Origin of the sequence: Pseudomonas sp. Irchel 3A7 (assembly GCF_900187565.1) — a bacterium.
Lineage (GTDB): Bacteria > Pseudomonadota > Gammaproteobacteria > Pseudomonadales > Pseudomonadaceae > Aquipseudomonas.
The window spans coordinates 396,585-409,802 of record NZ_FYED01000002.1 but is presented as its reverse complement, the minus strand read 5'-3'; the positions used below and the strand labels follow the sequence as shown (position 1 = coordinate 409,802).

Genomic DNA, 13,218 nt, shown 5'->3' with positions numbered 1-13,218 from the left:
CTCTATCGAACCTGGTCAACTACCGGTAAAGGCTATACCGCCGCCGCGTGGCGTCCTATGATCGACGGCCAAGCCGGGAAGCGGATTGCCTGGCGTCTGATCAAGAGAGTGATGATGGTGCGGGTAATTTCTCGAATTCTATCGGCGGCGGTAATCGTCGGATGCGTCGCGGGGCTGGCCGGCTGCGCCGGCAGCGTAGCGCCGCAGATCAAGCGTCTGCCGGAGCGTGTCGAACTCAGCGGCCGGTTCTATCGCGGCGTGGCCAATCAGAGCGGCCCGCAAGTGCTGGCGAGCCTGTTGTCCCAGCAAGGCATCGTGATTACCCCGGGCTTGCTTGATAAACCGTTGCACTTGCCGGGCGCCGAGGCCCAGTTGCAGCAAAACATGCAGAGCCTGGCCCGTGAGTACGGGATGATGGTCTATCCGCTGGACAGCAATCTGCCGGCCTTGTTGACCCAGGTGGCGGCCGGTTATCCGGTGATGGTGCGCTTTACCGAGGGTTCTGCACTCTGGGCCGAGCCGCGTTATGCCATCTTGTCCGGGTATAACCGCCAGAAACAGACCGTGCTGTTGCGTGCTGGGATGGATCAGCGGTTGCTGATGAGCTTCGGCTCGTTCGAATCGGCTTTCAAAGACGCCGGTGGTTGGGCGGTGTTGATTCAGGCGCCGACGCAGATTCCCGCCGAAGTCGATCAGCAGCGCTGGCTCAAGGCGGCGAACGATCTTGCTCAGGCCGGCCAGGAGCAGGCGGCAGCGACGGCCAAAAAGGCCTTGCGCGCGCAATAAGCCCGTTCGTCATCTGTCAGGCACTGCGGCACGCTGGAGGTATCTGATACTTAAGGCCCGGATGTTTCGGGCCGCTTTCAGGAGGCGTCCATGGCACATTCCAATACCCCTTCCGGCCCGCACTCGTCCGAACATTCGTCCGGCGATGAGTTGGGTTTCGACCCGGATTCCCCGGATCTTGCCGACCCTCAGGTCGACCCCGTCGGACCGGCCAAGGCGCCGAGGGATGTGAAACCGGGTGACAATCCCAAGACTCCGGCAAAGCCCTATGATCCGCTCGGTGATCTGAAGCCCTAGATCCCATGGAGGTGCGTATGTCTACCGATTCGAGCTTCAATGACAAGCGTCCGGAAAACGTTCCGACCACGCCCGAAGAAAGTGTCGATCCGGTGTTGGATCCGGACAGTCCGTTGCGAGATCCGCTGGCCCGCCCGACGGTGGTACCGACGGAACATCCGCAGGGCTGGCGAGATCCCAGCAAGGGGGATGGCATTCCGGATGATGACCAGATGCCGTTACCCAACGATTGATCGCTGACGAAAAAAAGCCCCGAATGTTCGGGGCTTTTTTTCATGCGGTTGCAGTGAGGTTACTTCGAAGCTTCAACCACGCCGCTCTGGCGATGCTTGAGGTTCTTGTCCGATTTGTACTGCAAGGCCGCAGACGCGACGTTGGCGCTTTTGCCGGTTTCGACCCAATTGCGGATACGCGCGGCATCGGCAAAGTGTGTGTACTTGCCATAAGCATCAAGGAGTACCAGGACAACCGGGCGGTTACTCATCCGGGTCACCAGCACCAGGCAGTGGCCTGCTTCGTTGGTGAAACCGGTTTTCGTCAGCTGGATGTCCCAGTCTGGCTTGCGGACCAAATGGTCGGTGTTGCGAAAGCCCAGGCTGTATTTGGGCTTGCGGAATGTGACGGTTTTTTCCTTGGTCGTGCTCAACTCTGTCAGCAGCGGGTATTTGTGCGCGGCAATCAACAGTTTGCTCAGGTCGCGAGCGGTGGATACGTTGCGCGGCGAGAGACCGGTGGGTTCGACAAAATGGGTGTTGGTCATGCCCAGGGCCTTGGCCTTGGCATTCATCGCGGCGATGAAGGCGGCGTATCCACCCGGGTAGTGGTGGGCCAGGCTCGCGGCGGCGCGGTTTTCAGACGACATCAGCGCGATCAGCAGCATTTCCCGGCGTGGCAGTTCGCTCTTCAGTTTTACCCGGGAGAACACGCCTTTCATTTCCGGGGTGTCACTGATGTTGATGTTGATGTATTCGTCCATGTTCTGCCTGGCTTCAACCACGACCAGGCCCGTCATCAGTTTGCTGACGGATGCGATGGGAACAACCACGTCGGGATTGTTGGCATAGATGACTTTGTTGGTCTGCATGTCCAGCAACAAGGTGCTGCCGGAAGCGAGCTTGAGTTGCGAGGTGTCTCGAGGCGCTGCGGTGGTTTCGCCAGCGCTGGCAATTGGCGTGATGAAAGTCCCTGTAACTGCAAAAAATAGGCTCAGGATGGATAGACGGATTTTCACGCTGGCAGACTCATAAAGTGTTGATACACCGTTATGTAACGGGCTAATTCTTAAAAAGCGCGACATTCTGGAGTATGGCTGAATAACTGTCGATGGTTGTTCGGGGGAGGGGGGAAAGTGCCTGTAAACATGAAAAAAAAGTCACTTTCCGGCGGATGGTCAATCCTGTTCCCCGGGCAAAAAAGAACCCCGCCATGGGCGGGGTTCCTTGAGTCGCTGGCTACCTCTGCAAAAGATCTCAGCTGTGCAGGGTTTCGGCTGCGTACAGCGTGTTTTCCAGCAGGCAGGCGCGGGTCATCGGACCGACGCCGCCCGGCACCGGAGTGATCCAGCCGGCGCGGGGCAGGGCGGTTTCGTAGATCACGTCACCGACCAGTTTGCCATCGTCCTGACGGTTGATACCGACGTCGATCACGATCGCGCCTTCCTTGATCCATTCACCCTTGACCAGGCCAGGCTTGCCGGCGGCCACTACGACCAAGTCGGCACGGCCGACGTGGCCGGCCAGATCCTTGGTGAAACGGTGAGTGACGGTTACGGTGCAACCGGCCAGCAACAGTTCCATCGCCATCGGGCGGCCAACGATATTGGAAGCACCGACCACCACGGCGTTCATCCCGTACAGATCGGCACCGGTGCTTTCCAGCAGCGTCATGATGCCTTTGGGGGTGCACGGGCGCAGCAGCGGAATGCGTTGGGCCAGACGACCGACGTTGTAAGGATGGAAGCCGTCGACGTCTTTGTCCGGGCGAATGCGCTCCAGCAGTCTGGACGCATCCAGGTGCTCGGGAAGAGGAAGCTGCAGCAGGACGCCGTCAATCGCCGGGTCGTCATTGAGGCGATCGATCAGATCGGTCAGCGCTTCTTGAGTGGTTTCGGAAGGCAGGTCATAAGCTTGGGAAAGGAAGCCGACCTCTTCACAGTCTTTACGCTTGTGCGAGACATAAACCTGAGAGGCAGGATCGCTGCCGACCAGGATCACCGCGAGGCCCGGCGTGCGCAGGCCTTGCTGACGACGCTCGGTGACGCGTTGGGCGATCTGCTGGCGCAGGCTGGCGGCGATCGATTTGCCGTCGATTAGTTGTGCAGTCATTGCGCGTGATTAACCATCGAGAGGGGAAAAAAAGAGAGCGCATTCTCGCATGTCATGCGGTGAGGGCAAAGGCGCTTGGTCTGCAAATTCCCCTAACTCCTTTAATTAAATGAATTTTTTTTAAAAAGGATTTGACGACCTTCGGGGGGCTCTATACTATTCGTCGCACTTGTCGGGCACAGCCTAGCACTGGTTAAGAAGGTCAAGTGGAATTACGGTTCTGCGAGGCTGGAAAGCATTTAGTTTGTAGTCCTCCAAGAGTACAGATTAATAAGGCGCCCGTAGCTCAGCTGGATAGAGCATCCGCCTTCTAAGCGGATGGTCGCAGGTTCGAGTCCTGCCGGGTGCGCCATTAGGCAGCTTTGGCACAAGTAGCGCGATATGGTGGGCGTAGCTCAGTTGGTAGAGCACGGGATTGTGACTCCCGTTGTCGTGGGTTCGATCCCCATCGTCCACCCCATATTTCGAAAGGCGCCAGATTAACAGTCTGGCGCCTTTGCTTTAAAGGCTTCATCCGCGGATGTGGTGGAATTGGTAGACACACTGGATTTAGGTTCCAGCGCCGCGAGGCGTAAGAGTTCGAGTCTCTTCATCCGCACCAAATAAAGCTTCACTCACGCCGGTTGGCCTGGTTGGGGCTCTACAAAGAAGTTGCTTGGCTTCTTTGACACGCAATATGGTGGGCGTAGCTCAGTTGGTAGAGCACGGGATTGTGACTCCCGTTGTCGTGGGTTCGATCCCCATCGTCCACCCCATATTTCGAAAGGCGCCAGATTTAACAGTCTGGCGCCTTTTTTGTTTCAGGGATTTGAGTATCCAGCGGCTGCAGTACCGGGTCGCAGGGGCAGGGCGTTTCGTCGTATTTATGTTTCTCGATGATACCGCGCTCCCCGCCGGCCTTGCTTGCAAGGTCGTCTGTCAGGGAGATGATCGGCAACCTCTTCTATATATAGAAGGGTTGGCGCAGAGCCTTGGCGTTATTGGCTGTATTTGCCACCGGGGCGAGGTGCATCCGTGCATTCGCACCTATAAATTGCCTGCTGCGTTTTTACCCGTTTTCAGTAGGGTGACTTCTTGAGTTTGACCCACTAGAATGCATGCCCTTGATTCTGGGGTCGGAAACGGCCGGCTAACGTCTGTGCAACGAGGAATATCCATGCAAGTTTCTGTTGAAAATACTTCTGCTCTTGAGCGCCGCATGAGCATCACCGTGCCGGCTGAGCGCATCGAGACTCAGGTCAACAAGCGTCTGCAGCAGACTGCCCAAAAGGCCAAGATCGCAGGCTTCCGTCCAGGCAAAGTGCCAATGAGCGAAATCAAGCGCCGCTTCGGTGCTGAAGCGCGTCAGGAAGCCGTGGGCGACGTCATCCAGTCCTCTTTCTACGAAGCAGTCGTTGAGCAGAAGCTGAACCCGGCTGGTTCGCCTTCGATCGAGCCTAAATCGCTGGAAGCAGGCAAGGACCTGGAATACGTTGCTGTATTCGAAGTGTTCCCTGAGTTCACCGTCGCCGGTTTCGAAGGTATCACCGTAGAGCGCCTGAGCGCTGACGTGTCCGATGCTGATCTGGACAAGATGCTGGACATCCTGCGCAAGCAGAACACCCGTTTCGAAGTGGCTGATCGTGCCGCTCAGAACGAAGACCAGCTGAACATCGATTTCGTCGGCAAGGTCGACGGTGAAGTGTTCGCTGGCGGTTCCGCCAAAGGTACCCAGCTGGTACTGGGTTCCGGCCGCATGATCCCTGGTTTCGAAGATGGTCTGGTTGGCGCCAAGGCTGGCGAAGAGCGCGTTCTGAACCTGACTTTCCCAGAGGACTATCAGAACCTCGACCTGGCTGGCAAAACCGCTGAGTTCACTGTGACCGTGAACACTGTTTCCGAGCCAAAACTGCCAGAGCTGACCGAAGAGTTCTTCGCTCAATTCGGCATCAAGGAAACCGGTCTGGAAGGCTTCCGCGCCGAAGTTCGCAAGAACATGGAGCGTGAACTGCGTCAGGCGATCAAATCCAAGGTCAAGAATCAGGTAATGGACGGTCTGCTGGCCACCAACCCGATCGAAGTGCCAAAGGCTCTGCTGTCCAACGAAGTTGATCGTCTGCGCGTGCAGGCTGTTCAGCAGTTCGGCGGCAATATCAAGCCTGACCAACTGCCGGCCGAGCTGTTCGAAGAACAAGCCAAGCGCCGCGTTGTCCTGGGTCTGATCGTCGCTGAAGTGGTCAAGCAATTCGACCTCAAGCCTGACGAAGCCCGCGTTCGTGAAATGATTCAGGAAATGGCTTCGGCCTACCAAGAGCCTGAGCAGGTTGTGTCCTGGTACTACAAGAACGACCAGCAACTGAACGAAGTCCGTTCGGTTGTGCTGGAAGAACAAGTTGTGGATACTGTTCTGCAGAAAGCTAGCGTGACCGACAAATCGGTCTCTTACGAAGAAGCGGTCAAGCCGGTAGAAGCTCCACAAGCCGACTGATTGTTGCTGCGTTAAGAAGTACACACCATAAGCCAGCTTTCGAGCTGGCTTATGCGTATTCAAGACATAACTATTTGGGAGTGACTGCAGAGCATGTTCCGTAATTCGTATATTCAGCAGAACTCTGATATCCAGGCCGCAGGCGGCCTGGTCCCGATGGTTGTCGAGCAGTCCGCTCGTGGCGAACGCGCCTACGACATTTACTCGCGCCTTCTCAAGGAACGAGTGATTTTTCTGGTTGGCCCGGTAGAGGACTACATGGCCAACCTGATCTGTGCGCAATTGCTGTTCCTTGAAGCGGAAAACCCGGACAAGGACATCCATCTCTATATCAACTCCCCGGGCGGTTCGGTGACAGCCGGCATGTCGATTTACGACACCATGCAGTTCATCAAACCCAACGTCTCGACCACCTGTATCGGCCAGGCGTGCAGCATGGGCGCGTTCCTGCTGACAGCCGGTGCCCCTGGCAAGCGTTACTGCCTGCCGAACTCGCGCGTGATGATTCACCAGCCTCTGGGCGGTTTCCAGGGCCAGGCATCGGACATCGAAATCCATGCCAAGGAAATCCTCTTCATCCGCGAGCGTCTCAACACGCTAATGGCCAAGCATAGCGGGCGCACGCTTGAAGAGATCGAGCGCGATACCAACCGCGATAATTTCATGAGTGCAGACGCTGCACGTGAGTACGGCTTGATCGATGAAGTGATCACCCAGCGCCCCGCTTAAAATAAGCAGCTCAAAATAGGCTTGGTCGGCTGGTCTGATCACCAGCGGGCTTGAAAAAGCCCGCAATAGCCTTCATCTTGTGTTGCAAGCCTATCGGATTTGGATCGAACGAATGACTGACACCCGCAACGGCGAGGACAACGGCAAGCTGCTCTATTGCTCCTTCTGTGGCAAAAGCCAGCATGAAGTACGCAAATTGATTGCCGGCCCCTCGGTCTTTATCTGCGACGAGTGCGTCGACCTGTGCAATGACATCATCCGTGAGGAGGTGCAGGAAGCCCAGGCCGAGAGCAGCGCGCATAAATTGCCTTCGCCTAAAGAAATCAGCGGCATCCTTGATCAGTATGTGATTGGTCAGGAGCGCGCGAAAAAGGTTTTGGCCGTAGCGGTGTACAACCACTACAAGCGCCTTAACCAGCGTGACAAAAAGAATGACGACGTCGAACTCGGCAAGAGCAACATCTTGCTGATCGGCCCGACAGGCTCGGGTAAAACCCTGCTTGCCGAAACACTGGCCCGCTTGCTGAACGTTCCGTTCACCATTGCCGACGCAACCACCCTCACCGAGGCGGGTTACGTGGGTGAAGATGTCGAGAACATCATTCAGAAGCTGTTGCAGAAGTGCGATTACGACGTGGAAAAGGCCCAGATGGGCATTGTCTACATCGATGAGATCGACAAGATCTCGCGCAAGTCCGACAACCCGTCGATCACCCGGGACGTTTCCGGTGAAGGCGTGCAGCAGGCCCTGCTCAAGTTGATCGAAGGTACGGTCGCTTCCGTTCCGCCTCAAGGCGGTCGCAAGCACCCGCAACAGGAATTCCTTCAGGTCGACACCCGTAACATCCTGTTCATCTGCGGTGGTGCGTTCTCCGGTCTGGAAAAGGTTATTCAAAACCGTTCCACCAAGGGCGGCATCGGTTTCAACGCAGAAGTTCGCAGCAAGGAAGAAGGCAAGAAAGTCGGTGAATCCCTGCGTGAAGTCGAGCCTGACGATCTGGTCAAGTTCGGTCTGATCCCGGAGTTCGTCGGTCGTCTGCCGGTCCTTGCGACGCTGGACGAGCTTGATGAAGCTGCGTTGATGCAGATTCTCACCGAGCCGAAAAATGCTCTGACCAAGCAGTATGCCAAGTTGTTCGAGATGGAAGGCGTGGACCTGGAATTCCGGGCCGACGCGCTGAAATCGGTCGCCAAGCGCGCGCTGGAACGCAAAACCGGTGCTCGTGGCCTGCGCTCGATTCTCGAAGGTGTGTTGCTCGACACTATGTATGAAATCCCCTCGCAGTCCGAGGTGAGTAAAGTAGTGATCGACGAAAGCGTTATAGAAGGCAAGTCCAAGCCACTGTATATCTACGAAAACAGTGAGCCTGCTGCCAAGGCCGCGCCAGACGCCTAAGCGTCACGCAGCCGGTACAAAGAAGGGGCCTTCGGGCCCCTTTGCTTTTTGCAGGTTTTTACACTCTCTTTGTGCTTGTTTTTTTTCAAGGCTGCCCCCATCTTGGTTTCAAGCTTACTTCCATCTGTTTCCGGCCTTATGGCCGCCGTAGAGGCGAAATCATGAAGACAACCATCGAATTGCCTCTCCTGCCATTGCGTGATGTCGTGGTTTATCCGCACATGGTTATCCCGCTGTTCGTGGGGCGCGAGAAATCCATCGAAGCCCTCGAGGCAGCGATGACAGGCGACAAGCAGATCCTTCTGCTGGCCCAGAGAAACCCTGCTGACGACGACCCTGGTGAAGACGCACTTTATCGCGTGGGTACGATTGCGACCGTTCTGCAGCTGCTGAAGCTGCCTGATGGCACAGTCAAGGTTCTGGTCGAAGGCGAGCAGCGGGGCGCCGTGGAGCGCTTCAGCGAAGTGGACGGTCACTGCCGTGCCGAAGTCTCGCTGATCGACGAAGTCGACGCGCCGGAGCGCGAGTCGGAAGTGTTTGTTCGCAGCCTGCTGTCTCAGTTCGAACAATATGTGCAGCTGGGCAAGAAAGTCCCCGCCGAGGTCCTGTCGTCGCTCAACAGCATCGACGAGCCTGGTCGCCTGGTCGACACCATGGCCGCGCACATGGCCCTCAAAATCGAGCAGAAGCAGGAAATCCTCGAGATCATCGATTTGTCGGCACGGGTCGAGCATGTCCTGGCGTTGCTTGATGCCGAGATCGATCTGCTGCAAGTCGAAAAACGCATTCGCGGTCGCGTCAAAAAGCAAATGGAGCGCAGTCAGCGCGAGTACTACCTGAACGAGCAGATGAAGGCCATTCAGAAAGAGCTCGGCGACAGCGATGAAGGTCACAACGAAGTCGAAGAGCTGAAAAAGCGTATCGATGCCGCCGGCCTGCCAAAAGACGCGCTTGCCAAGGCCCAGGCCGAACTGAACAAGCTCAAGCAAATGTCGCCAATGTCCGCGGAAGCGACCGTGGTGCGTTCGTACATCGACTGGCTGGTCCAGGTGCCGTGGAAGGCTCAGAGCAAGGTGCGCCTGGATCTGGCGCGCGCTGAAGACATTCTTGATGCCGACCATTATGGTCTGGAAGAAGTCAAAGAGCGGATTCTCGAATACCTCGCCGTGCAAAAACGCGTGAAGAAGATTCGTGGTCCGGTGTTGTGCCTGGTAGGTCCTCCGGGGGTGGGTAAAACCTCTCTGGCAGAGTCGATCGCTCACGCCACCAACCGCAAATTCGTGCGCATGGCCCTTGGCGGTGTGCGTGATGAAGCGGAAATTCGCGGTCATCGCCGTACTTACATCGGTTCGATGCCAGGAAGATTGATTCAAAAAATGACCAAGGTGGGCGTCCGCAACCCGCTGTTCCTGCTCGACGAAATCGACAAAATGGGCAGCGACATGCGTGGCGATCCGGCGTCGGCGTTGCTTGAAGTGCTCGATCCCGAGCAGAACCACAACTTCAACGACCACTATCTGGAGGTCGATTACGACCTGTCCGATGTGATGTTCCTGTGCACCTCGAACTCCATGAACATCCCGCCGGCGCTGCTGGACCGGATGGAAGTGATTCGTCTGCCGGGCTACACCGAAGACGAGAAGATCAACATCGCCGTCAAATACCTTTCGCCCAAGCAGATTCAGGCCAATGGCCTGAAAAAAGGCGAACTGGAATTCGACGAGGAAGCGATCCGCGACATCATTCGCTACTACACCCGCGAAGCCGGTGTGCGTGGCCTGGAGCGCCAGATTGCCAAGGTTTGCCGCAAGGCGGTCAAAGAGCATGCACTGGAAAAACGCTTCTCGGTGAAGGTCACCGCTGAGGATCTGGAACACTTCCTGGGCGTGCGTAAGTTCCGCTACGGCCTGGCTGAGCAACAGGACCAGATCGGTCAGGTGACCGGGTTGGCGTGGACTCAGGTGGGCGGCGAATTGCTGACCATCGAAGCCGCCGTCGTGCCGGGCAAGGGCCAGTTGATCAAGACCGGTTCCCTGGGTGACGTCATGGTCGAATCGATTACCGCCGCCTTGACCGTGGTGCGCAGTCGCGCGAAGAGCCTGGGGATTCCCCTGGACTTCCACGAGAAGCGCGACACCCACATCCATATGCCGGAAGGGGCGACGCCGAAAGACGGCCCTAGCGCCGGTGTGGGCATGTGCACGGCGCTGGTATCGGCATTGACCAGCATTCCTGTGCGTGCGGACGTGGCCATGACCGGTGAAATCACCTTGCGTGGTCAAGTGTTGGCGATTGGTGGTTTGAAAGAAAAACTGCTCGCTGCTCACCGTGGCGGAATCAAGACTGTGATCATTCCCGAAGAGAATGTTCGCGATCTGAAGGAAATTCCTGACAATATCAAGCAAGATCTCCAGATTAAACCGGTTAAATGGATTGACGAGGTCCTGCAAATTGCGCTGCAATACGCGCCGGAGCCCTTGCCTGATGTGGCTCCGGAGATTGTCGCGAAGGATGAAAAGCGCGAGTCCGATTCTAAGGAAAGAATTAGCACGCATTAGTACGTATTTGCCTGGGGGGCTTCCTTGACAGCTTTTTAGAGCCCTTGTTATAAAGCGGCTCTTAAGTGTCTGTAGGCCATTCAGCACTCGTTTTTGCTTTCACCAAAAAAACTTAGAATCATACTCAAATAGATATAAGGGGACTTAGAGTGAACAAGTCGGAACTGATTGATGCTATCGCTGCATCCGCTGATATCCCGAAAGCTGCTGCTGGCCGTGCGCTGGACGCTGTAATCGAATCCGTCACTGGCGCTCTCAAGGCTGGCGACTCTGTTGTTCTGGTTGGTTTCGGTACCTTCTCCGTAACTGATCGTCCAGCTCGCATTGGTCGTAACCCACAGACCGGTAAGACGCTGGAAATCGCAGCAGCCAAAAAACCAGGTTTCAAAGCCGGTAAAGCACTGAAAGAAGCTGTCAACTAAGTTCGATTCAGGTTTTTGCCTATCCGGGTCGGGGTCATGCCTGACCTGGCAGCGGAGCGGTAGTCCAGTCGGCAGGTCGCCGGTCCGAGACACCGAGGCTCGCAAGTTCGAGTCATCGGTCCGCTCCGCCAGTTACGAGAAGGCGCATCCTCGGATGCGCCTTTCTTCTATCCGGATTCTACCCACGCTCCACGGTTGCCTAATTTTGAAGTTCAACCGTTTATGGGGGACGCATGCTGCAGAATATCAGGGACAATTCACAAGGCTGGATTGCCAAGACCATTATCGGGGTCATCGTCGTACTGATGGCCTTGACCGGTTTCGACGCCATTTTTCAGGCCACGACGAACAAAAACGAGGCGGCGCAGGTCAATGGCGAAGAAATCAGCCAGAACGAGCTGAGCCAGGCGGTCGATATGCAACGCCGTCAACTCATGCAACAGCTGGGCAAGGATTTCGATGCGTCCTTGCTCGACGAGAAGATGCTGCGCGAATCGGCCCTCAAAGGCCTGATCGATCGCAAGCTGCTGCTGCAAGGCGCAGAAAACTCGAAATTCGCTTTCTCCGAAGCGGCGTTGGACCAGGTCATCCTGCAAACGCCTGAATTCCAGGTGGACGGCAAGTTCAGTCCTGAGCGTTTCGACCAGGTCATTCGTCAACTCGGTTACAGCCGTATGCAGTTCCGCCAGATGCTGGCCCAGGAAATGCTGATCGGCCAGCTACGCGCCGGTCTGGCGGGTAGCGGTTTTGTCACTGATACACAGGTTCTGGCATTCGCCCGTCTGGAAAAACAGACCCGCGATTTCGCCACCCTGAACATCAAGGCTGACCCGGCGGCTGTGAAACTGACCGACGACGAAGTCAAAGCCTATTACGACGAACACGCCAAGGAATTCATGACGCCGGATCAGGTGGTCATCGATTATCTGGAGTTAAAGAAGGCTTCCTTCTTCGATCAGGTCAGCGTCAAGGACGAAGACCTGCAAGCGGCGTATCAGAAAGAAATCGCAAACCTGTCCGAGCAACGTCGGGCTGCGCACATTCTGATCGAAGTGAACGACAAGACCACCGAGGCGCAAGCCAAGGCCAAGATCGACGATATCCAGGCCCGTCTGGCCAAAGGCGAGAAGTTCGAAGCCCTGGCCAAGGAGTTCTCCCAGGATCCGGGTTCGGCCAACAATGGCGGTGACCTCGGCTACGCAGGTCCTGGCGTTTATGATCCAGCGTTCGAAAAATCCCTGTATTCGTTGGCCAAGGATCAGGTCTCCGAGCCGGTTCGCACCGACTTCGGTTTCCACCTGATCAAGCTGTTGGGTGTGGAAGCGCCTGAAGTGCCGACGCTCGCCAGCCTGAAAGACAAGCTGACCCGCGAATTGAAGGCTCAACAGGTCGAGCAGCGTTTCGTCGAAGCGACCAAGCAATTGGAAGACGCCTCGTTCGAAGCTTCCGATCTGGCCCAACCGGCACAGGATCTGAAACTGACCGTTCACACCTCCAAGCCGTTCGGCCGTGAAGGTGGCGAGGGCATTGCGGCCAACCGTGCCGTGATCACCGCGGCGTTCAGCCAGGAAGTGCTGGAAGAGGGTGCCAACAGCACCGCCATCGAGCTCGATCCGGAAACCGTGATCGTGTTGCGTGCCAAGGAACATCTCAAGCCTGCGCAATTGCCGCTGGAAAGCGTGTCTGGCCCGATCCGTGCGCAATTGGCCAAGGAGCACGCCAGTGCTGCCGCCAAGACCAAGGCTGATGAGCTGATTGCCAGCCTGCGCGATGGCAAGACCGCTCTGGACAAACCAGTCGACGGTCAGAGCTGGAAGGTTACCGAAGCCGCGACCCGCGCTCAGGAAGGGATCGACCCAACCGTGCTGCAGGCGCTGTTCCGCATGCCCAAGCCTGCCGCCAAGGACAAGCCGACGTTCACGAGCGTGACCCTGCCTGATGGCAGTCTGATGATCGTGCGTCTGAGCGGCGTCAATGAAGCCGCAGCGCCGACTGAAGAAGAGAAGGCTCAATACCGTCGCTTCCTCGCTTCGCGCGTTGGCCAGCAAGACTTTGCGGCTTATCGCAAGCAGCTGGAAAGCGAGGCCGACATCAAGCGTTTCTGATGTCAGCCTGAGCGATGCGCTACACAGGAACCCCGGCCGAAAGGCCGGGGTTTTTTGTTACAGCTGCACTGACAATCGTGGGGGACTTTTGCTTAATATCGCAGTCAACACCCCTGTAACTGTTTTAAGACACA

11 protein-coding genes and 5 tRNA genes are annotated in these 13,218 nt (G+C 56.7%); 14 read left to right on the top strand and 2 right to left on the bottom strand.

The genetic code is table 11. The features are described from left to right. Positions 1-57: 57 nt before the first annotated feature. From CKW21_RS04445 to CKW21_RS04435, 3 genes are all read left to right on the top strand, one after another. Positions 58-786: a peptidase C39 family protein gene (locus CKW21_RS04445; RefSeq protein ID WP_095192795.1), complete on the top strand. Its 729-nt coding sequence runs from the start codon at positions 58-60 to the stop codon at positions 784-786. Between the two features lie 90 nt (positions 787-876). Next, a complete protein-coding gene (locus CKW21_RS04440; protein WP_095192794.1) occupies positions 877-1,083 on the top strand; it encodes a DUF6021 family protein in 207 nt (68 codons plus the stop codon). 17 nt (positions 1,084-1,100) lie between these two features. Beyond that, positions 1,101-1,316 carry a hypothetical protein gene (locus tag CKW21_RS04435; protein ID WP_095192793.1) on the top strand — a complete coding sequence of 72 codons (216 nt, stop codon included), beginning with the start codon at positions 1,101-1,103 and terminating at the stop codon, positions 1,314-1,316. A 59-nt stretch (positions 1,317-1,375) separates the two neighbouring features. Here the strand turns inward: CKW21_RS04435 and pbpG are convergent, their stop codons facing one another. Further along, entirely contained in the window at positions 1,376-2,314 is a 939-nt protein-coding gene (pbpG, locus tag CKW21_RS04430) for a D-alanyl-D-alanine endopeptidase (RefSeq protein WP_095192792.1), read from the bottom strand. A gap of 238 nt (positions 2,315-2,552) precedes the next feature. Further along, positions 2,553-3,407, bottom strand: coding sequence for a bifunctional methylenetetrahydrofolate dehydrogenase/methenyltetrahydrofolate cyclohydrolase FolD (folD, locus tag CKW21_RS04425; protein ID WP_095192791.1), 855 nt, complete (start codon positions 3,405-3,407; stop codon positions 2,553-2,555). Positions 3,408-3,682: 275 nt separating this feature from the next. On the opposite strand from folD, the gene CKW21_RS04420 reads away from it, so the two are divergent. The 11 genes from CKW21_RS04420 to CKW21_RS04370 all read left to right on the top strand — a co-directional run bounded on the left by CKW21_RS04420 (position 3,683) and on the right by CKW21_RS04370 (position 13,084). Beyond that, positions 3,683-3,759: transfer RNA gene (locus CKW21_RS04420), tRNA-Arg, on the top strand. Positions 3,760-3,791: 32 nt separating this feature from the next. Continuing rightward, positions 3,792-3,867: transfer RNA gene (locus CKW21_RS04415), tRNA-His, on the top strand. Positions 3,868-3,923: 56 nt separating this feature from the next. Then, positions 3,924-4,008, top strand: a tRNA-Leu gene (locus CKW21_RS04410). A gap of 78 nt (positions 4,009-4,086) precedes the next feature. Then, positions 4,087-4,162: transfer RNA gene (locus CKW21_RS04405), tRNA-His, on the top strand. Positions 4,163-4,563: 401 nt separating this feature from the next. Continuing rightward, positions 4,564-5,874, top strand: coding sequence for a trigger factor (gene tig, locus CKW21_RS04400; RefSeq protein ID WP_095192790.1), 1,311 nt, complete (start codon positions 4,564-4,566; stop codon positions 5,872-5,874). 93 nt (positions 5,875-5,967) lie between these two features. Next, the gene (gene clpP / locus CKW21_RS04395) at positions 5,968-6,603 is read left to right on the top strand and encodes an ATP-dependent Clp endopeptidase proteolytic subunit ClpP (RefSeq protein ID WP_090456702.1); all 636 of its coding nucleotides are present in this window, start codon (positions 5,968-5,970) and stop codon (positions 6,601-6,603) included. A 112-nt stretch (positions 6,604-6,715) separates the two neighbouring features. Further along, positions 6,716-7,999, top strand: coding sequence for an ATP-dependent Clp protease ATP-binding subunit ClpX (gene clpX / locus CKW21_RS04390; RefSeq protein ID WP_007946893.1), 1,284 nt, complete (start codon positions 6,716-6,718; stop codon positions 7,997-7,999). Positions 8,000-8,160: 161 nt separating this feature from the next. Next, positions 8,161-10,557 (top strand): endopeptidase La, encoded by a 2,397-nt coding sequence (lon, locus tag CKW21_RS04385; protein WP_095192789.1) that lies wholly within the window; start codon positions 8,161-8,163, stop codon positions 10,555-10,557. Between the two features lie 149 nt (positions 10,558-10,706). Next, positions 10,707-10,979 (top strand): HU family DNA-binding protein, encoded by a 273-nt coding sequence (locus CKW21_RS04380; RefSeq protein ID WP_002552737.1) that lies wholly within the window; start codon positions 10,707-10,709, stop codon positions 10,977-10,979. Positions 10,980-11,032: 53 nt separating this feature from the next. After that, a tRNA-Leu gene (locus CKW21_RS04375) sits at positions 11,033-11,110 on the top strand. Between the two features lie 102 nt (positions 11,111-11,212). Then, positions 11,213-13,084, top strand: a complete 1,872-nt coding sequence (locus CKW21_RS04370; protein ID WP_095192788.1) for a SurA N-terminal domain-containing protein — start codon at positions 11,213-11,215, stop codon at positions 13,082-13,084. The last annotated feature ends 134 nt before the right edge of the window (positions 13,085-13,218 follow it).

What these genes read in the sequence shown, in the direction of transcription:
- CKW21_RS04445 (WP_095192795.1), top strand. Translation starts at nt 58, where the DNA reads ATGATCGACGGCCAAGCCGGGAAGCGGATTGCCTGGCGTCTGATCAAG.
- CKW21_RS04440 (WP_095192794.1), top strand. Translation starts at nt 877, where the DNA reads ATGGCACATTCCAATACCCCTTCCGGCCCGCACTCGTCCGAACATTCG.
- CKW21_RS04435 (WP_095192793.1), top strand. Translation starts at nt 1,101, where the DNA reads ATGTCTACCGATTCGAGCTTCAATGACAAGCGTCCGGAAAACGTTCCG.
- folD (WP_095192791.1), bottom strand. Translation starts at nt 3,407, where the DNA reads ATGACTGCACAACTAATCGACGGCAAATCGATCGCCGCCAGCCTGCGC.
- tig (WP_095192790.1), top strand. Translation starts at nt 4,564, where the DNA reads ATGCAAGTTTCTGTTGAAAATACTTCTGCTCTTGAGCGCCGCATGAGC.
- clpP (WP_090456702.1), top strand. Translation starts at nt 5,968, where the DNA reads ATGTTCCGTAATTCGTATATTCAGCAGAACTCTGATATCCAGGCCGCA.
- clpX (WP_007946893.1), top strand. Translation starts at nt 6,716, where the DNA reads ATGACTGACACCCGCAACGGCGAGGACAACGGCAAGCTGCTCTATTGC.
- lon (WP_095192789.1), top strand. Translation starts at nt 8,161, where the DNA reads ATGAAGACAACCATCGAATTGCCTCTCCTGCCATTGCGTGATGTCGTG.
- CKW21_RS04370 (WP_095192788.1), top strand. Translation starts at nt 11,213, where the DNA reads ATGCTGCAGAATATCAGGGACAATTCACAAGGCTGGATTGCCAAGACC.